This window comes from Pseudomonas sp. S5D5 (genome assembly GCF_003013355.1).
GTDB lineage: Bacteria > Pseudomonadota > Gammaproteobacteria > Pseudomonadales > Pseudomonadaceae > Aquipseudomonas > Aquipseudomonas aylmerensis.
The window spans coordinates 4,262,574-4,281,782 of record NZ_PTEO01000001.1 but is presented as its reverse complement, the minus strand read 5'-3'; the positions used below and the strand labels follow the sequence as shown (position 1 = coordinate 4,281,782).

The 19,209-nt window shown below is 62.5% G+C and carries 18 protein-coding genes; 8 read left to right on the top strand and 10 right to left on the bottom strand.

Annotated features, from left to right (window positions below; all coding sequences use genetic code 11):
• Positions 1–44 precede the first annotated feature (44 nt).
• The gene (gene nadE, locus C9990_RS19275) at positions 45–860 is read left to right on the top strand and encodes an ammonia-dependent NAD(+) synthetase (protein ID WP_106804321.1); all 816 of its coding nucleotides are present in this window, start codon (positions 45–47) and stop codon (positions 858–860) included.
• Positions 861–945: 85 nt separating this feature from the next.
• Here the strand turns inward: nadE and C9990_RS19270 are convergent, their stop codons facing one another.
• Complete coding sequence (locus C9990_RS19270) at positions 946–1,434, bottom strand: type VI secretion system tube protein Hcp (protein ID WP_106804320.1); 489 nt, start codon at positions 1,432–1,434, stop codon at positions 946–948.
• A 185-nt stretch (positions 1,435–1,619) separates the two neighbouring features.
• Here C9990_RS19270 and C9990_RS19265 point away from each other — a divergent pair, with 185 nt between their 5' ends.
• Positions 1,620–2,534: an NAD synthetase gene (locus tag C9990_RS19265; RefSeq protein ID WP_106804319.1), complete on the top strand. Its 915-nt coding sequence runs from the start codon at positions 1,620–1,622 to the stop codon at positions 2,532–2,534.
• An 8-nt stretch (positions 2,535–2,542) separates the two neighbouring features.
• The gene (locus C9990_RS19260) at positions 2,543–3,019 is read left to right on the top strand and encodes a hypothetical protein (RefSeq protein ID WP_256595115.1); all 477 of its coding nucleotides are present in this window, start codon (positions 2,543–2,545) and stop codon (positions 3,017–3,019) included.
• Positions 3,020–3,023: 4 nt separating this feature from the next.
• On the opposite strand, the gene C9990_RS19255 is transcribed toward C9990_RS19260, so the two are convergent.
• Genes C9990_RS19255 through C9990_RS19225 form a run of 7 tightly spaced genes read right to left on the bottom strand, consistent with a single transcriptional unit; the run spans position 3,024 to position 9,463 of the window.
• Positions 3,024–4,055, bottom strand: coding sequence for an ABC transporter substrate-binding protein (locus C9990_RS19255; RefSeq protein WP_106804317.1), 1,032 nt, complete (start codon positions 4,053–4,055; stop codon positions 3,024–3,026).
• Between the two features lie 14 nt (positions 4,056–4,069).
• Complete coding sequence (locus tag C9990_RS19250; RefSeq protein ID WP_106804316.1) at positions 4,070–5,167, bottom strand: FAD-binding oxidoreductase; 1,098 nt, start codon at positions 5,165–5,167, stop codon at positions 4,070–4,072.
• Positions 5,164–6,507, bottom strand: coding sequence for an NAD(P)/FAD-dependent oxidoreductase (locus tag C9990_RS19245; RefSeq protein ID WP_106804315.1), 1,344 nt, complete (start codon positions 6,505–6,507; stop codon positions 5,164–5,166). The genes C9990_RS19250 and C9990_RS19245 overlap by 4 nt, the downstream gene beginning before the upstream one ends.
• Complete coding sequence (locus C9990_RS19240; protein WP_065906028.1) at positions 6,504–6,794, bottom strand: (2Fe-2S)-binding protein; 291 nt, start codon at positions 6,792–6,794, stop codon at positions 6,504–6,506. Before C9990_RS19240 ends, C9990_RS19245 begins: the two co-directional genes overlap by 4 nt.
• Positions 6,794–7,588 carry an ABC transporter permease gene (locus tag C9990_RS19235; protein ID WP_065906030.1) on the bottom strand — a complete coding sequence of 265 codons (795 nt, stop codon included), beginning with the start codon at positions 7,586–7,588 and terminating at the stop codon, positions 6,794–6,796. Before C9990_RS19235 ends, C9990_RS19240 begins: the two co-directional genes overlap by 1 nt.
• A gap of 4 nt (positions 7,589–7,592) precedes the next feature.
• Complete coding sequence (locus tag C9990_RS19230; RefSeq protein WP_065906033.1) at positions 7,593–8,438, bottom strand: ABC transporter permease; 846 nt, start codon at positions 8,436–8,438, stop codon at positions 7,593–7,595.
• Positions 8,435–9,463 carry an ABC transporter ATP-binding protein gene (locus C9990_RS19225; RefSeq protein ID WP_106804314.1) on the bottom strand — a complete coding sequence of 343 codons (1,029 nt, stop codon included), beginning with the start codon at positions 9,461–9,463 and terminating at the stop codon, positions 8,435–8,437. The genes C9990_RS19230 and C9990_RS19225 overlap by 4 nt, the downstream gene beginning before the upstream one ends.
• Positions 9,464–9,706: 243 nt before the next feature.
• On the opposite strand from C9990_RS19225, the gene C9990_RS19220 reads away from it, so the two are divergent.
• On the top strand, positions 9,707–10,537 hold the full coding sequence (locus C9990_RS19220; protein ID WP_106804313.1) for an IclR family transcriptional regulator: 831 nt from the start codon (positions 9,707–9,709) through the stop codon (positions 10,535–10,537).
• A 115-nt stretch (positions 10,538–10,652) separates the two neighbouring features.
• On the opposite strand, the gene C9990_RS19215 is transcribed toward C9990_RS19220, so the two are convergent.
• Positions 10,653–11,318: a response regulator gene (locus C9990_RS19215; RefSeq protein WP_065906038.1), complete on the bottom strand. Its 666-nt coding sequence runs from the start codon at positions 11,316–11,318 to the stop codon at positions 10,653–10,655.
• Positions 11,293–14,676 carry an ATP-binding protein gene (locus C9990_RS19210; RefSeq protein ID WP_106804312.1) on the bottom strand — a complete coding sequence of 1,128 codons (3,384 nt, stop codon included), beginning with the start codon at positions 14,674–14,676 and terminating at the stop codon, positions 11,293–11,295. The genes C9990_RS19215 and C9990_RS19210 overlap by 26 nt, the downstream gene beginning before the upstream one ends.
• A 300-nt stretch (positions 14,677–14,976) precedes the next feature.
• Here C9990_RS19210 and urtA point away from each other — a divergent pair, with 300 nt between their 5' ends.
• From urtA to urtD, 4 genes are all read left to right on the top strand, one after another.
• The gene (urtA, locus tag C9990_RS19205) at positions 14,977–16,185 is read left to right on the top strand and encodes an urea ABC transporter substrate-binding protein (protein WP_065906042.1); all 1,209 of its coding nucleotides are present in this window, start codon (positions 14,977–14,979) and stop codon (positions 16,183–16,185) included.
• A gap of 170 nt (positions 16,186–16,355) precedes the next feature.
• On the top strand, positions 16,356–17,273 hold the full coding sequence (urtB, locus tag C9990_RS19200; RefSeq protein ID WP_065906044.1) for an urea ABC transporter permease subunit UrtB: 918 nt from the start codon (positions 16,356–16,358) through the stop codon (positions 17,271–17,273).
• A gap of 10 nt (positions 17,274–17,283) precedes the next feature.
• On the top strand, positions 17,284–18,447 hold the full coding sequence (gene urtC / locus C9990_RS19195) for an urea ABC transporter permease subunit UrtC (protein WP_065906047.1): 1,164 nt from the start codon (positions 17,284–17,286) through the stop codon (positions 18,445–18,447).
• Positions 18,444–19,202, top strand: coding sequence for an urea ABC transporter ATP-binding protein UrtD (gene urtD, locus C9990_RS19190; RefSeq protein ID WP_025855702.1), 759 nt, complete (start codon positions 18,444–18,446; stop codon positions 19,200–19,202). Before urtC ends, urtD begins: the two co-directional genes overlap by 4 nt.
• Positions 19,203–19,209: the final 7 nt, after the last annotated feature.

Here is a 19,209-nt window from a genome sequence, read left to right as displayed (position 1 = left end):
AAGCCCGCTCCCACAGGTCAATCCCGGCAATACAGAGGTGTGATATGCAAACCCAAGAACGTATCGCGCAGGAACTGAATATCGATCGGCAACTGGGCGAGGGCGGTGAAGCCAAAGAGATCCAGCGGCGGATCGACTTCATCAAGAACACCTTGCGTCAGTCCGACTGCAAGGCCTTGGTACTGGGCATCAGTGGCGGTGTCGACTCGCTGACCGCCGGCCGCCTGTGCCAGTTGGCGGTAGAGCAACTGCGAAATGAGGATTACGCCGCGCGCTTTATCGCCATGCGCCTGCCCTATAGAACCCAGGCCGATGAAAGCGATGCCCAGGCCTCGCTGGATTTCATCGCTCCGGACCACATCGACACCCTGAACATCGCCGCCAGCGTCGACGGCCTGATGGCCAGCCTCGACGCCAACGAAGCCAGCGCCAGCCACGTGGATTTCATCAAGGGCAACGTCAAGGCCCGCACCCGCATGATCGCCCAGTACGCGGTGGCCAACCTGCACAACGGCCTGGTGGTCGGCACCGACCATGGCGCCGAAGCGCTGATGGGTTTCTTCACCAAATTCGGCGACGGCGCCTGCGACCTGGCGCCGCTCTCGGGGCTGACCAAGACCCAGGTCCGCCTGCTGGCCAGCGCCCTCGGCGCCCCGGCGACGCTGGTGCACAAACTGCCGACCGCCGACTTGGAAGAGCTGGTGCCGGGCAAACCGGACGAACACGCCTACGGCTGTACTTATGCAGAGATCGACGCCTACCTGATGGGCGAGCCGGTGAGCGAACGAGTGAGGACCCTTGTCGAGCAGGCCTACCTCAAGACCGCCCACAAGCGCGCACTGCCCATCACCCCCTCGTAGGCGCGGGCTCGCCAGCGAAAAACCCATCGGCACCGCGTACTTCCAGCATGCCCGCGTTATCGTTGTGGTTTTTCGCTGGCCGCGCCTACAGTTTGCTGTTCTCGCGAATGTTCCAGCCGAACCGGATCGGCCCGCCATCCTTGCCGCCATCGGCTTTCTGCGGCTGGTAACTGACTTCCACCTTGGCGAAGTTAAGGCTGATTTCTTCCGTAAGCACATCGTTGGACGCCGCAGCGCGTGTCTCGTAAGAGGCAACCATAACCTCCTTCAAGGTGATCAGCAGATACTCCACACTGCTGTCGCCTCCAGCCTTGCGCACCACAATGCGGGCTTCCGGATAATGCTTGCCGGTAGCACAGGCCATCATCAGGTTTGGCGTGGATTTATCCAGGCTCTTTTCAATCGCGATATTCGCCATATTGACCTTACCGGCGCCGCCGCCCGTGCCGCTGTGCATGGAGCCAGACTGAGACAGGCTCCAGCCCCAGCGGGTGATATCGATTTCATCCCGATGCGCCTGATCCCTGGACTCGCCCTTGATATCTCCCAGCTTCAAAAACATATCGATCGCCATCTTCGGTCCTTGTCTGATCGTTCGCCGGTAGTGGCGCGGGGCGTACTTTTCCCATTCCCAGGATTGACTACAAGGCTCTGAGGCGAGATCGAGAAGTGCCTGTCTTGAAAAAGGAAACCTTCCTACATTCCTGGTGGATATTGATTCTTTACGCTCTGCGCTCTTGAGAATTCTGGAGTAAAGGAATGGCTACCAGCGTATTGAAGGACGGATTCCCCAAGGCCCACCTCACCACCCGTGAGCGGGTTGAAAGCAGCATTGACCTGCGTCGATTGTTTGCTGTGATCGACGCTGATCCGGCGATTGCCGGAGCAGGGGTGGTGTACCTCGATTCACAGTTGTGGCCGGTGACGTTGCGCGAGTTTCAACCGATCTGCAGTGTGCTGCCCAAACGCGTGATTTTGCGCGAGATGCCGAGGTCGATGGCGCGGTTGGATTTTGTCCGGCGGTTGGAGCAAGAACCTAGGGAATCGCAACTCGTGTTTGAGGCATTAGGGATGGGGTTCGCATGCGGCAGTGCTATTTTAGGTTGGCTTGTGGCTGTCAGTGGTACCGCTGCAATTCCATTTACTGGCGGTATCAGTTCGGTGGTTGCGGCTGTTGGCTACACATCTGCGACGGCCAGTTTCGTTCAATGCGTTGTGGGTGGGTACCGTGTATACAACGAGTTGACCGATCCCTCGAACAATCATTTGCTGGACAGTGATCCTTGGTATCAACACGCGACCGCTGCGTTAGACGCGGTTGCGCTTGTTGGTGCTGGTACCTCCTTCTTAACAACTGTCAAACTCGTCAATTTGACGAAGGCAGCCACAGGCAAAGGTTGGTATCAAGTACTCAGGGGGCTTACTCGACAGGAAAGAGCAAAGTTGACGAAGGAGTTATTGAGTATTCAACATCCGCAGTTGACTTCGAAAATGATGAAGTTGAAACAGCTGGCAGGTGATTTACCCAAGCGATTTACCCCTGCGAGTCTTCGTCATGCCACTGTTACCCAGATCAAGGATGTCATAGGTGCCTCATTGACTTCGGGGGGTAGCATTGTAAATGGCAATTTCCGAACGATTGCCGTGGGATTATATGAGGCGTTTGAAGAATGATATTTCTGATGACCTATAAGGAACTCTTGCGTTATTTGAAGCGCTATTTTCCTGTTTCTATGGGGGCACTTTTTGCTCAGGGGCTCACTCTCGTCATCGGCATACCGATGATGATCGACAGTTACTTTGAAGTGCTACCTGTTAGTGAACGCCTCAGGTATTCCTATTTTTCAGTACTCGTTGCGTCTTTTCTTATCGCCCACTGCAACTTCATGGTTGTCCGTGGCTATCTAGGATGGATCTGCATTCCGGTCATCTTGATGCTCTTGTGCTTGGTCGGCGTTCTCCCGACTATCGTCTATCGCCCTCACACAGTTTTCTATGTGTCAGGCATCCTGTTCCCACTGCTCGCCCTGCTATTGCTCAACAGTAAACGCCACCGGGAAGCCCGTAACGAGTGGGTAAAACTGCGCGAAGAACGCCAACGTATCGGTAGAATAATCCGCACCCAACGCCAGAAGAATCGGCGCCAGGAGCGGTTATAAGGCGTTACCGCTCGATCGACCGACTCCACCGCGCATTCCACTCCGGCCGCGCCTGGTTCACCTGGTCCCAGTCAATCGAAATCGCCGTCTGCAAGTAACCCTGCATCGCCTCCACCCGCGCGCGGGTCTTGTCGGTGGTCGGCGTGGTGGGGTTCGACGGGATCTGGTCGCCTTCTTCCAGCGCCGGTGCCTGGGCCTCGGCGGTCAGCAAAAATGCTGCGAGTTTCTGCGCCAGTTCCGGCTGGTCATTGCGTGCAATCACGCATTCAGCCACGTTCAGCACCACCGCGCCTTCCTTCGGTTGCGCATATTCCATCGGCACGCCGAGCAACTTCTGGGTGGTGACCTGGGTTGGGGTGAGGGGGAAGATCGCCGCTTCGTCGGTCTGCACCATCTCGGAGATTTTCGCCGAGCTGGCGATGTATTCCAGTACGTTGGGGCCAACGGTTTTCGGCCAGGCCTTGAAGCCCGGGTCGACGTTGGTTTCATCGCCGCCCTGGATGCGGTTGAACATCAAGAAGCCGTGCAGGCCGAAGGTCGACGAGGCCAGGGACTGGAACACCACTTTGTCCTTGAAGCGCGGGTCGGCCAGGTCCATCCACGAGGTGGGCGCGGCCCAGCCTTTTTCCTTGAACATCTTGGCGTTGTAGCCCAGGCCGGTGACGCCCAGGGTCACGGCCACGGCCTGCTGCTTGATTTTCGCCTTGGCCGGGATCTGCTCCAGGGTCGGGCTCGGCGCCAACGTGTCGCACAGGCCCATGGAGATGGCGCGGTACATGATGCCGTCGTCGAGGAACATCACGTGCATCTGCGGGTTGTCTTTGTTGGCCTGGACCTTGGCGAGGATGTCCGACGAGGTGCCAGGCACGATCACCACCTTGACGTTGTTGGCCTTCTCGAACGCGGGCAGCACCTTGTCGGCGTACACCCGTTCCATGGTGCCGCCGTTCATGCCCAGGTACAGCGTCGGCGCGGCGTTTGCGGTGGTGGTGAGCAAGGCGAGGGACAAGCAGGACAGCGCAATACGGAGGTTCATGGAGGTTTTTCCTCTCAGGCTTGGAAACGACGGATGGAAAACGCTTCGATGGGTTGGCGGCTGGCCCCGTCGCAGACAATCTCTGCCAGGGCTTCACCGACCGCGGGGCCGAGCTGGAACCCGGCGCCGGCAAAGCCGAAACCGTGGAGCAAGCCCGGTTGGGTACTGCTGGGACCGATCACCGGTTCGTGATCGGGTAGGTAACCTTCGGTGCCGCTCCAGGTGCGAATCGCCTGGGCACCCTTGAGAAACGGGTACAACTCGCCGGCATTGCGCAGAATCTCCAGCACTGCGGCCTGGCCAGGGCGCGCCGTCAGCGGGCCGAGGGCAAAACCGCGCCCGCCACCGAGGATGCAATTGCCCCGGGCGACCTGCCGCGCATAAATCCCGCCGCCTTCGACGCCGGTGCTCACGTTCATCACCATCGGCAATGGCTCGGTGACCAGCATCGCCGGATGCGCCGAGGTAATCGGCACCGACTCGCCAAAGTGCGCGGCGACGGTGCCGGCCCAGGCGCCGGCGCAATTGAGTAACCACGGCGCCTGCAAGTGCAGGCCGTTGGCGCAGCGCACCTGAAAGCGCTGGCCGTCATGTTCGACCTGAAGCACTTCGGCCTGCTCATGGACCGCCGCGCCAAGGCGTTGCGCGGCACGGGCGAAAGCCGGAGACACCAATCGCGGGTTGGCATGCCCGTCTTCCGGACACAACGAAGCGCCCACGGCGATATCGCCGACCCAGGGAAAGCGTGCACGTAGCTCGGTGTAATCCAGCAACTGCAAGCCCAGGCCAAAGCCTCGGGTGTGCTCGGCATAGGCTTGCAGCGCAGCAAAATCCGCCGCGCTGCGCGCGAGTTTCAGATGTCCGGAACGCACGTACTCACCATCGATGCCGATCAACCCCGGCAGGTCGGACCACAGCGCATGCGCGCGTTGCGACAGCGGTAACTGATGCAGCGGCCGGCCCTGTCGGCGCACGCCGCCGTAATTCACTCCACTGGAATGCGAGCCGCAAAAATCCCGTTCCACCAGGGCCACGCGCTGGCCCTTCTGCGCCAGCATCAAGGCTGCCGAAGCGCCGACAATGCCGCCGCCGAGTACGATGACGTCGATCATGGCTGCACCTCCACGCCGAACGGCAACGGCTTGATCGGAGCCTGGCCACGCAGGCGGCCGACGTTTTCAACTGCGCGACCGCTGCGCTCGGCGACGATTTCCGCCGCCGCCAGCCCGCACATGCGGCCCTGGCAGCGACCCATGCCGACGCGGCAATGCGCCTTGACCCGATTGATTTCCCAATGGCCTTCATCGACCACGGCGCGCACATCACCGACGCTGACTTCCTCGCAGCGGCACAGGATCAACGCATCCGGCGCCTGCGCGGCCCAGTCTTCAGGAAACGGGAATGCGGTTTCCAGGCCATGGCGAAAGCGCTGGATAGCCGCCAGTTGCTGTTCCAGCTCAGCCGGGCGGCGATGATCAATGGCAATGCCTGAATCTTCCAGCACCGCCAAGGCTGCGCGTTCGCCGGCCATTGCTGCCGCGTCTGCCCCCATGATTCCGGCGCCATCGCCGGCCAGGTACACGTCGCGCACACTGCTGCGTCCGGCGCCGTCGCGTTGCGGCAACCAGGCGCGATTCAACGCGCTCCAGGCAAACTCACAGCCGAGCAAGTCCGCCAGCTGTGTCTCGCTGCGCAAGGCATGGGCGAAGCCCACGGCGTCACATTCCAGCACCTGCTGGTCCCAGCGGATACCACGCACGCGTTGCTCGCCGTCGATCTGTTGAAGCGTCGCGCCCTGATGCACGGGCACGCCGTGAGCGGTCAGCCAGGCGCGGTAATACAAGCCCTTGGCCAAGGTCAACGGTTGCCGGAGCAGGGCCGGCACTGCACGGCATTGCGCGCTGAACGGCGCGCTGTCGAGCACTGCCACCACCTGGGCGCCGGCCTTGGCGTACTGGTACGCGACCAAATACAGCAACGGTCCGCTGCCACAAAACGCCACCCGTTCACCAATCGCGCAGCCCTGATACTTCAAGGCGATTTGCGCCGCGCCCAGGCTGTACACCCCCGGCAAGGTCCAGCCCGGGACTGGCAGGATGCGGTCGGTGGCGCCGGTGGCGACGATGATCCGCGCATACTCGACGCTCTCGGCACGCCCGTTATTGAGCATGTCCAGGCGCCCATCCTCGGCGTTCCACACCAGTGTTTGCGGGCGGTAGTCGATCAGCGGCGCGAGTTCATCCAGCGTACGGTGCACGGCCTCGGCCTTGCGCGCCTCGAACCCGTAGATCTGCTTGGCCGTACGCTGGAAGTTTGCCGGCTGGCGCCGATAGATCTGCCCGCCGCCGCGCAGGCTTTCATCCACCAGGCAGGCGTTGATGCCATGGTCGAGCAGGGTGCGCGCAGCGCTGATCCCTGCCGGGCCGGCACCGACAATCACCACCGGCTTCATAGCTGGCGCCCCGGCTCGCGGCTGATCGCCTGGCCTTCTTCCAGCAGCGTCGAGCAGGCCCGCACGCGGCGCCCATCCTCAAGTCGCACCCAGCAATCCTGGCAGGCGCCCATCAGGCAAAACCCGGCGCGGCGTTCGGCGCTGAAATCACTGCCGCGCAGGTGCTCGGCGCAGGTCAGTACGGCGGTCAGCAACGTGTCGCCGAGCAAGCCGGTGGCGGGTTGTCCATCCAGGGTAAAGGCCAGGGCAGGGCGCGTGGTTTCGGCCAATCGTTTGAACAAGGCCATCAATGTTTCCCCACCAGCACGCGGTCCAGGCCGTAGACCCGGTCGAGCAGAATCATGGTCGCCGCCGTCAGCGCGATCACCAGCGCCGACACCGCCGCCATCATCGGGTCGATGGACTCGGTGGCGTACACGTACATGCGCACTGGCAGGGTCTGCGTGGCCGGCGAACTGACGAAGATCGACAACGTCACCTCATCGAAACTGTTGATGAAGGCCAGCAGCCAACCCCCGGCGACGCCGGGCAAAATCATCGGCAGGGTGATCTGCCGAAACAGCGTGAAGCGCCCGGCGCCCAGGGACTCCGCAGCCTGTTCGGCACTGCGGTCAATACCGATCGCCGCTGCCAGCACCAGGCGCAGCACATACGGGGTGATGATCACCACGTGCGCGAGCATCAGCCAGGTGAAGCTGCCGTTCACGCCCATCAGCGCGAACAGGCGCAGCATCGCCACGCCCAGGACCAGGTGCGGAATGATGATCGGCGACAGGAACAACGCGCTGAAAAAGTTGCGCCCCGGGAACGAGTATCGGCTGATCGCCAAGGCCGCCGGCACGGCAATCAAGGTGGCCAGGGTCGCGGCGGTAAACGCCAGGATCAGGCTGTTGTAGAACGCCTGGATAAAGTCGGCACGCTCGAACACTGCGCGAAACCAGCGCAGGGAGAAGCCCGAGGTGGGCAGGCTCAAGGTGTTTTCCGGGGTGAAGGCCACCAGGCAGACCACCACCAGCGGCGCCATCATGAACAGCACCACCAGGCCGTGAAAGCCGAGGGCCAAAGGACCGTTTCTGGACATGCGCTTAAACCCCCAGGGACTTTTTATAGCGGCCTTCGACCATGCGGTTCCAGCTCAGCATGATCAGCAGATTGACCAACAGCAGCACCACCGCGATGGTGGCGCCCATGGGCCAGTTGAGTTCCGAGAGGTACTGGTCGTACACCACGGTGGCGACCATTTTCAGGCGTCGTCCGCCAAGCAGGCCGGGAATCGCAAACGAACTGGCGGCCAGGCCGAACACGATCAGGGTGCCGGACAGCACGCCGGGCATCACCTGGGGCAACACGATCCTGCGCATCACCGTGGCCTGGCTTGCACCCAGCGACAGCGCGGCCTGTTCAGCCGACGGGTCGAGCTTTTGCAGCGAGGTCCACACCGGAATGATCATGAACGGCAGCATCACGTGCACCAGCGCGATGATCACTGCGAATGGCGTGTACAGCAGCTTCACCGGGCGCCCGCCGAGGGCCTGGATCACCTGGTTGACCAGCCCGTCGGCACCCAGCAGCAGGCTCCAGCCGAAGGCGCGCACTACCACCGAAATCAGCAGCGGCGTGAGGATCAGGATCAGGAAGATCGAGCGCCATGGCGTGCCCATGCGACTGAGGATGTAAGCCTCGGGGACGCCGATCACCACGCACAGCAGGGTCACCAGCGCGCTGATCCAGAAGGTGCGCCAGAAGATCTCGTAGAAGTACGAGTCACTGAACAGCGCCAGGTAGTGGGCCAGGGTCCATTCATCGCCCTTGACGCCGACCTGGTAGTCGAACACGTTGAACGACAGCACCAGTGTCAGCCCGAGCGGCAGGATCAGCAGCCCGGTAAACAGCAGCAGGGCCGGCAGTGAAAGCAAGTAGCCGCGACTCATGCGTGCACCTCATCCGCCGCCAGTACCCGCAGCAGTTCGGCCTGCCACTCCAGGCCGACCGCCGCGCCGCAGCCCAGCGGCGCGCTGCCGTCATTGCTGCGCACCACGGTGATTTCGCCGAGAGGGGTGTGGATGCGGTACAGCCATTGGCTGCCGAAGAAGTAGCGGTCGAGCACCTTGCCCTGCAGGCGTCCGGCACCGGCTTGCACCAGGCTGATCTTTTCCGGGCGCAGGCTCAGGACGAGTTCGCCGTCGCCGCTTTCGTGGCGCACTTGCGGGATACCCAGTTGATCGTAATCACCGGCGAGCAAGTTGGCCTTGCCGACGAAGTCCGAGATAAAGCGCGTGCGTGGGTGTTCGTAGAGCTTGTACGGCGCGTCGATCTGGGTCACGCGGCCGGCCTGCATCACCACCACGCGGTCGCTGATCGACAGGGCTTCGGCCTGGTCGTGGGTCACCATCAACGTGGTGATACCGACGGCGCACTGGATGCGACGGATCTCGAACTGCATCTCTTCGCGCAGGTTGGCGTCGAGGTTGGACAGCGGTTCATCGAGCAGCAATACCGGTGGTTCGATCACCAGGGCGCGGGCCAGGGCCACGCGTTGGCGCTGGCCGCCGGACAGCTCCCGTGGGTAACGCTCGGCGTGGGGTGCCAGGCGCACCAGTTCGAGCACGGTCTTGACCTTGCTGGCGATCTCGGCGGCCGGCACTTTGCGCATCTTCAGGCCGAAGGCGACGTTGTCGCGCACGGTCATGTGCGGGAACAGCGCATAGCTCTGGAATACCACGCCCAGGCCACGGCTGGCGGGCTTGGCGTGGGTGATGTCGCGCCCGTCGAGCAGGATCTGCCCGGCGCTGACATCGACGAAACCGGCGATCATTTGCAGGGTGGTGGTCTTGCCGCAGCCGGAAGGGCCGAGCAGCGAAACGAACTCGCCTTTTTCCACCGCCAGGTCAGTGGCGACCACCGCGTCGACGGCGCCGTAGCGTTTGCTCAAGGCGTTGAGTTGGAGAAATGCCATGTCTGCGTTCCACCTTTTTTTGAGTCGCGTCGAAACGCGCTTTTTTGTTTTGGGCAGATGCGAATGAGGTGTTGCCGGTGCGTTGGCGCTCGATCTTGAGTCGGCTGCCGTTAGTTGTTCATTTCGCCCCTGTGGACGCAGATTAGGACGAAGACTAGGATGGGCGGAAGATGGAATTTCACTCAATGAACTACTTTTTTCGTTTTTATTCACTCACCAGAATTTTCTCAGAGATCACGTGATATGGATTCCACTGAGCGGAATGAAAATGCCCGGGAAGTCGGCGCCGGCGGAGTCTCCCGACTGTTTGCGCTGCTGCGCACCCTGGGCGAGGTGCCGGAAGGTGGCGAACGCGTGACCCAACTTGCGCAACAGGTGGGCCTGTCCCAGCCCACCACTCACCGCCTGTTACGCAGCCTGATGGATGAGGGCATGGTCGAGCAGGATGCGCGCAGCAAGCGCTATCGCTTGAGCCTGGAGTTCTTTGCGCTGGCGGCGAACGCGGGCAAGACCGGCAACCTGCGCGACCTGGTGCGGCCGAGCATGCTGCGCCTGAGTGCGTCATTGGGTGATTCGCTGTTCCTGCTGGCGCGCAGTGGCTTCGATGCGATCTGCCTCGACCGCAGCGAAGGGCCGTACCCGATCCGTACCTTCACCGGCGATATCGGCGGGCGCGTGGCGCTGGGCGTGGGCCAGGGCAGCCTGGCGATCCTGGCGTTCCTGCCGGAAGAAGAGCGCGAGACGGTGATCCGCTACAACCTGCCACGGCTCAAGGACTTTCACCTGTACGACGAGGTGCTGCTGCGCTCGGAGGTCGAGAACGTGCGCAACCTGGGTTATGCGGCGCGCAATACCGGGGTGCTGGAAGGCATGGCGGGCCTGGCGGTGCCTATCCTCAATCGCGACGGCCACGCGGTAGCGGCGCTGAGTGTGGCAACCATCAGTGATCGGTTGGGGCCGAGCCGCTTGCCAATGGTGGTTGAGTTGCTCAAGCGCGAAGCCGCGGCGATCGGTCCACGCATCAACCCGTTTGATCCGACCCTGCGCAGGCCGTCGCAGACTTTCGGTGGGTAACCCACTCCGCCACGATGAAGAACCAGTGTGGGAGCGGGCTTGCTCGCGAATGCGACAGGTCAGTCATGGATATGTCCACTGACACACCGCGTTCGCGAGCAAGCCCGCACATTGTTCAGATCGCGGCCAGGGCCACGGATGTCGCCGCCGTCCGGGTCTCCACCCCCAACTTCACATACACATGCTCCAGATGCTTGTTCACCGTCCTGGGGCTCAACCCCAGGATGTCGCCGATATCCCGATTGGTCTTGCCGCACGCGACCCAGCGCAAGACCTCCACCTCACGCTCGGTCAACTGGAACCTGGCCGACAGCAGCCGCTGTGCCGGCTCATCCTCGAGCGTCAGCACATTCGGCTGCGTCGCCTCCCGCGCCGACAGCAAGATGCGTGACGTGCGCAGGTGCGCCGCCACCCGTGCCAGGACCTCATCGGTCTGGATCGGTTTGGTCACGTAGTCACTGCCACCCACCTCGAAGCCTTGCACCACGTGCTTGCTGTCGGTCAGCCCGGTCATGAACACCACCGGCACATCCGCGCTGGCCGGCATTGCCTTGAGCCGGCGACAGGTTTCGAAACCGTCCAGGCCGGGCATCATCGCGTCCAGCAGGATCAGGTCCGGACGCCGGCGTTGCACGCGGTTCAACGCGCTGAGGCCGTCCAGGGCCACCAGCACCATGTAGCCGGCGTCGTCGAGCGCGTCACAGAGCAATGCCAGGTTGTCCGGGGTGTCGTCGACGATCAGCACCACGCCGGGTTCAGTGCTGTGGGTGAGTGCATTCATCTGCGGCCTCCTTGAGGGTTCGGTTGAGTTCATCCAGGCGAAAGCCCTTGAGCAGCCCGCGCAGCTTGGTGATGAACGGTTCGGCATCGGGTCGGTGTGCAAGGATCGTGTCGAGTTTGGCGTGCAGGCCGCGCACGTAGCCGATGGCGCTGAGTTCCGCCAGGGCGGCAAGGTCTTCAGGGCTGGGCAATACGCTGGGCGGCGGCGGCGCGGTGAAGGTCTTGGTGCGCCGCAGCCACTGCAGGTCGAGGTGCTGTTGCAGGCGCCCGAGCAGTTCCGGGGTGCGCACCGGCTTGGCCAGGTAGTCGTTGCAGGCCGCGGCGATGCTGCGCTCGCGGTCGTCGGTAAAGGCGTTGGCGGAGATCACGATGATCGGCGCGGTGCACAGCGCATTGCGCCGGATCAGGCGGCTGGTTTCGTAGCCGTCCAGGGTCGGCATCGACAGGTCCATCAGGATCAGGTCCGGGGCCAGCAGCGCCACCTGGCGAATCGCATCCTGGCCGTTGCTGGCCTGCACCACCTCAAAGCCCAACGGCGTGAGCATGCCACTGAGCACCTTGCGATGGTCCACATGGTCGTCCACCACCAGGATGCGCCGACGCGCGCCCTGGTAGCCGATGATGTCGTGTTCCACATGCACCACCGCCTGCGGCGCGCGCACCTGGGACAGAAACAGCCGCACCTGGAAGCAGGTGCCTTTGTCCAGTTCGCTGGTCACGCGCAGCTCGCCGCCCATCAAGGAGGTGAGCATGCGCGTGATGGTCAGCCCGAGGCCGACGCCCTTGTCCTGTCGCATCAGGTCACCGCGTTCGAATGGCTGGAAAATCCGCTCGATCTGCCCCGGATCAATGCCGATGCCGGTGTCGATGATTTCGAAATTGGCAGTCTCGCGCCTGTAGCTGACCCGCAGGCACACCTCGCCGCTGTCGGTGAAATTCACCGCATTGCCGAGCAGGTTGATAAGGATCTGGCGCACGCGCTTTTCGTCACCGCGCACCACCGCCGGGATCTTGCCCACGCAGTCCAGGCGAAAGCGCAGGCCCTTGTCCTGGGCTTGCGGCGTGAACATCTGCTCCAGGTCATGGATCAGTTCGGGGAAGGGGATTTCGGTGAGTTCCAGGCGCAGCTTGCCGGCCTCGATCTTGGCCACATCCAGCAGGCCGTCGATCAGCGACAACAGGTGCGAGCCGCTGCGCAGGATGGTCGCGAGTGCGTCCTGGTGCTGCTCGGGCATGGCGCCGTCACGCTGCAGGATTTGGGTAAAGCCGAGAATGCTGTTCAGCGGCGTGCGCAGCTCATGGGACAGCCCGGTGACATAGCGGCTCTTGGCGGCGTTGGCAGCTTCGGAGGCTTCCTTGGCGTGTTGCAGGGCCTGGTCGGTGAGGCTGTGGGCGTCGATTTCGTGCATCAGCAGCAAGGTCTGGCGGTCGGACTCTTCCTGGGCCACGCGCCGGCTTTCGCGGGTCAGCACCACCCACCAGGCGAGCACGGCAGCCAGTACCGAGAGGGTCAGGAAGGCCTTGAAGAACGCTTGGTACAGGGTCTCGGAGTGCGGCAAACCCTGGGCCGCCTGCACGTAAATCAACGCCAGGGCGCTGGCGAGCAACAGCTCCAGTACCAGCAGCAACCCCAGGTAATGGGCCAGCCGTGTGTGCAGGCGCGGCATCAGGGTAGTCGGCAGCAGCCAGCGCAACACGCCTTCGAACTGGGTGACCAGGCGCGCGTGGGGTTTGCAGCGATCGCCGCAACGTGCGTCCAGTGAACAACACAGCGAGCAGATGGGCGTGCTGTAGGCCGGGCAGAACGCCATGTCGGCGGTTTCGAACGGGTTGCTGCACAGCCCGCACACCGCGTGGGTGGCGGGCGCCACCGGGTGGATCAGTTGCAGGTCGCTAGTGCGTGCGATGTAGTACTTGCCTTTCGTCAGCCAGGCCAACAGCGGCGCCATGATCAAGGCCGTGCCCAGCGCCACGAACGGCGGCGCGGCCTGGGCCAGGCTGCCGAACAGCCCGAAGTGCGCGAGGATCGACAGCAACGAGGCGACCAGCATCGAGCCGACACCCACCGGGTTGATGTCGTAGAGGTGCGCGCGCTTGAACTCGATGTGCCTGGGCGACAGCCCCAGCGGTTTGTTGATCACCAGGTCAGCGACCAGCGTGCCGATCCAGGCAATCGCAATATTGGCGTAGAGCCCCAGCACCTGGTCGATCACATCGAACACGCCCAGCTCCATCAGCATCAGCGCGATGGCCACGTTGAACACCAGCCACACCACGCGGCCCGGGTGACTGTGGGTCACGCGGGCAAAGAAGTTCGACCAGGCCAGTGAGCCGGCGTAGGCATTGGTCAGGTTGATCTTCATCTGCGAGATGAACACGAAGAGCACCATCGCGCCCAGCGCCCATTCCGGCGAGCTGAACACGTATCGGAACGCGACCAGGTACATCTGCGTCGGCTCGGCAGCGCGTTCCATGGGGATTTCATGTTGCAAGGCGAGAAACGCGAGGAACGCGCCGGCGAACATTTTCAACGCGCCGGGGATGATCCAGCCAGGGCCGGCGCAGAGCAGGGCGGCCCACCAGCGCTTACGGTTGGCGGCGGTTTTTTCCGGCAGGAAGCGCAGGTAGTCCACTTGCTCGCCGATCTGCGTCACCAGTGACAGCGCCACCGTGCAGGCGGCGCAGAACGCCAGCAGGTTGAAGCCGCCGCCATCGCCGCTGCGTCCGACGAAGCTGGTCCAGTCGCTGAAGGCGTCGGGGTTTTTCCACCACACAAAGCCATAGGGCAGCACCAGCAACAGCAGCCACACCGGTTGCGTCCACAGCTGCAGGCGGCTGATCAACGTCACGCCGTAGGCCACCAGCGGGATCACCAGCAGCGAGCAGATCACGTAGGCGATCGCCAGCGGTATATGAAAATACAGCTCCAGCGCCAGGGCCATGATCGCCGCCTCCAGGGCGAAGAACAGGAAGGTGAAGCTGGCGTAGATCAGCGAGGTGATGGTCGAGCCGATATAGCCGAAGCCGGCGCCACGGGTCAGCAGGTCCATGTCCACGCCATAGCGCGCCGCGTAGTAACTGATGGGCAGGCCGGTGAGGAAGATCACCAGGCTGATGGCGAGAATCGCCCAGAACGTATTGGTGAAGCCGTAACTCAGGGCCAGCACGCCGCCGATGGCTTCCAGAGCCAGGAAGGACACCGCGCCCAGGGCCGTGTTGGCGATGCGCAGCTCCGACCATTTGCGAAAGGACTTGGGCGTGTAGCGCAGGGCGTAGTCTTCCATGGTCTCGTCGGCGACCCAGGAATTGTAGTCGCGGCGGATCTTGACGATGCGCTGGGTGCCGGGGAGGGGGTGCACGGTGGGATGGCTCCGGGGAGTGGGCAAGGTGGATGAGCAAGTTCCGTGCCCCGATTCAAAATGTGCGAGCTGGCTTGACTGCGATGGCGGTGGGTCAGGCATGGGAAGTCGATGGATACACCGCCATCGCAGGTCAGCCAGCTCCCACATTGATCGGTGCTGTCAGGGCGGGCGGGATCCTGCTCGAAAATGGTGCGCAGTGGCATACGTCAAATGACGTATGCCGTTACGTCAGGCTGCGTATACCCGTGCTGGCCGGCCGCCGCCATGCTGGACCCCTCATTGCAGAGGAGTCGCCCCATGGCACCACGATTGATCCGCTCCAAACCCCTGTTGGCCTTGTCCTTGCTGGCGGCCGCACTGTTCAGCCAGGGCGTGCTGGCCGATAACGAAGGCCTGGCCGTGACCCCGACTGAAGTCACCGTCGGCCAGTTGCACTCGGCCACCGGCACCATGGCGATTTCCGAAACCGGTTCGATCCAGGCCGAACGCCTGGCCATCGAGCAGATCAACGCTTCGGGCGGGATCCTGGGACGGCAGATCAAGGTGATCCAGGAAGACGGCGCCTCCGACTGGCCGACCTTCGCCGAAAAGGCCAAGAAGCTGCTGGTCAACGACAAGGTCGCCGCCGTGTTCGGCTGCTGGACTTCGGCCTCGCGCAAGGCTGTGCTGCCGATCTTCGAGAAAGAAAACGGCCTGCTCTACTACCCGACCTTCTATGAGGGCCTGGAACAGTCGAAAAACGTGATCTACACCGGGCAGGAAGCCACCCAGCAGATCCTCGCCAGCCTCGACTGGATCGCCAAGACCAAGGGCGCCAAGACGTTCTACCTGGTCGGCTCCGACTACATCTGGCCGCGCACCTCGATGAAGATCGCGCGCAAGCACATTGAAAACGTGCTGCACGGCACTGTGGTCGGCGAAGACTACTACCCACTCGGCAACACCCAGTTCGGTTCGCTGATCAACAAGGTCAAGCTGAAGAAACCGGATGTGGTCTTCGCGGCAGTGGTCGGTGGCTCCAACGTGGCGTTCTACAAACAGCTCAACGCGGCAGGTGTGAATTCGTCCAAGCAAACCTTGCTGACCCTGTCGGTGACCGAAGACGAACTGCTCGGCATCGGCGGCGAAAACATGGCCGGTTTCTATGCCTCGATGAAGTACTTCCAGAGCCTGGACAACCCCAACAACAAAGCCTTCGTCGAAGCCTTCAAGGCCAAGTACGGCAAGGACGCGGTGATCGGCGACGTGACCCAGGCGGCCTACCTCGGCCCATGGCTGTGGAAAGCAGCGGTGGAGAAGGCCGGCAGTTTCGACGTGGATAAAGTCGTCGCCGCCTCGCCGGGCATCGAGCTGAAAACCGCGCCGGAAGGCTACGTGAAGATCCACGAGAACCATCACTTGTGGAGCAAGTCGCGCATCGGTGAAGTGCAGCCCAACGGCCAGTTCAAGGTGATCTACGAGTCGGATCTGATCGAGCCGAACCCGTTTCCGAAGGGCTATCAATAAGCCTGGATCTGGCGCTGATCTAAAGGTGGGAGCGGGCTTGCTCGCGAAAGCGCAGTGTCATTCACAGATGGTTTGACTGATGCACCGCATTCGCGAGCAAGCCCGCTCCCACATAGATCAAAAGCAGACCTTGGTTTTCATCATTACCTCCCGCTCAGGAGACCATCATCATGGAATGGCTATCGGAATTTGGAGCCATCGCGGCGATGCAGGGGTTCAACGGCTTGTCCGTGTTCTGCGTGCTGTTGCTGATGGCATTGGGGCTGGCGATCATCTTCGGGCAGATGGGCGTGATCAACATGGCCCACGGCGAGTTCCTGACCATCGGCGCCTACACCACCTACGTGTGCTCCAGCCTCACCGCGCACTTTGCGCCAAGCTTCCAACCCTATTACTTCTTCTTCGCCATCGGCCTGTCATTCCTGGTGGCCGGGGCCATCGGCTGGCTGGTGGAATGGGCGATGATCAGCCGCTTGTACAAGCGCCCGCTGGACACCTTGCTCGCCACCTGGGGCCTGTCGCTGGTGATGCAGCAAACCTTCCGCTCGGTGTTCGGCGCCCGTGAGGTCAGCGCCGAACCACCGGCCTGGCTGATGGGCTCGGTAAACTTCACCGATGCCATCGAGATCCCGCGCAACGGCCTGTTCATGATGGGTCTGACCCTGCTGCTGACCGGTGCGATCTTCATCATGCTCTACCGCTCGCGCTGGGGCCTGCAGGTGCGCGCCACGGTGCAGAACCGCCTGATGAGCCGCGCGGTGGGCATCAACACGCGCAAGGTCGACCGCATGACCTTCGCCCTCGGTTGTGGCGTCGCCGGTGTGGCGGGCGCGGCGTTCACCACCATCGGCTCCACCGGGCCCACGGCGGGATCGCAGTACATCGTCGACACCTTCCTGGTGGTGGTGTTCGGTGGCGCGCAAAGCCTGTTCGGCACCATCGCCTCGGCGTTCGTGATCGCCCAGACCCAATCGCTGTCGGAGTTTTTCCTCAGTGGCTCGATGGCCAAGGTACTCACCCTGTCCTCGGTGATTCTGATCCTGATGCTGCGCCCGCAAGGGTTGTTCTCCATCAAAGTGCGCAAGTAGAGGCGAGCAGATGAAGGCTTTAGACAAGCTGCTGGGCGGCCAGCAAAACCTGATCGGCATCGTGCTGCTGGCGCTGTTGATCCTTGTGGTATTCCCGCTGACCCTCGACGCGTTCCGGCTGAACATGGTCGGCAAATACCTGACCTACGCGTTCGTCGCCGTGGGCCTGGTGCTGTGCTGGGGCTATGGCGGCATTCTCAGCCTGGGGCAGGGCGTGTTCTTCGGCGTCGGCGGCTACTGCATGGCGATGTTCCTCAAGCTGGAAGCCTCGGACCCCGAGAGCACCAAGATCCAGTCAACCCCAGGCATCCCGGACTTCATGGACTGGAACCAGATCACCGAACTGCCCTGGCTGTGGCAGCCGTTCCACAGTTTCAGCTTTACCCTGGTGGCGGTGATCGCGGTGCCGGTGCTGCTCGCGTTCATCATCGGGATGGCGCTGTTCAAGCGGCGCGTGGGCGATGTGTACTTCTCCATCGTGACCCAGGCGATTGCGCTGATCCTCACCGTGTTGATCGTCGGCCAGCAAGGCCTGACCGGCGGCGTCAACGGCATCACCGACCTCAAGACCCTGCTCGGCTGGGACCTGCGCACCGACAGCGCGAAGCTGATCCTGTACTTCATCAACGCCGGCTTGCTGTTCGGCTGCATCTTCATTGGCCGTTTCATCCTCGCGTCCAAGCTCGGCCGGCTGCTGATGGCGATGCGCGACAAGGAAGAACGCGTGCGGTTTTCCGGGTACGACGTGGCCAGCTTCAAGATCTTCGTATTCTGCGTAGCCGCCGCGTTCTCGGCGATCGGCGGGGCGATGTTTGCCTTGCAGGTGGGCTTCATGTCGCCGTCGTTCGTGGGCATCGTGCCGTCGATCGAGATGGTGATTTTCGCCGCGGTGGGCGGGCGCATGTCACTGCTCGGCGCGGTGTATGGCGCGCTGCTGGTGAACTACGGCAAGACCTACTTTTCCGAGTCTTTCCCCGAGTTGTGGCTGTACCTGATGGGCGGGCTGTTTATCGCCGTGGTCATGTACTTCCCCAACGGCCTGGCCGGCCTGTGGGACAGCCATGGGCGGCAGGCACTGGCCAAAGTGCTGCGGCGCAAACCCGTAGCGGCGACTCCGGCGAGCCCGTCGGTTAAATCCAAGGCTAAAAGCAAGATCCTGGAGACCCAGCCATGACCGCCGTCGGCTTTGAAATGAAAAAACCGGTGCTGGCCATCGAAGGCCTCACCGTGTCGTTCGACGGCTTCAAGGCGGTCGACAACCTCAACCTGTACATCGACCGCAACGAAGTGCGCGTGGTGATCGGCCCCAACGGCGCGGGCAAGACCACGGTGCTCGACCTGATCTGCGGCAAGACCCGCGCCACCAGCGGCAGCATCCAGTTCGACGGCCAGGAACTGACCAAGATGCGCGAGTACAACATCGTGCGCGCCGGCGTCGGGCGCAAGTTCCAGAACCCGTCGATCTACGAGAACCTCACGGTGTTCGAGAACCTCGAGATGTCCTACCCGGCCGGGCGCAAGGTGTGGGGCGCGTTGTTCTTCAAGCGCAACGCCCAGGTGATCGCGCGGGTGGAAGAAGTCGCGCGGGAAATCTTCCTCGGTGACCTGCTGCAGCAACAGGCCGACCTGCTGTCCCACGGACAGAAGCAGTGGCTGGAAATCGGCATGCTGCTGATGCAGGACCCCGAGTTGCTGATGCTCGATGAGCCGGTGGCCGGGATGAGTGTCAACGAACGCGCGCAGACCGCCGAGCTGCTCAATCGCATCAGCCAGGGCCGATCGGTGCTGGTGATCGAGCACGACATGGAGTTCGTCAAGAGCATCGCCCACAAGGTTACCGTGCTGCACCAGGGCAAGGTGCTGGCCGAGGGCAGCATGGAGTCGGTGCAAAGCAACCCTAAAGTCATCGAAGTGTATTTGGGCCACTGAGGAAGCG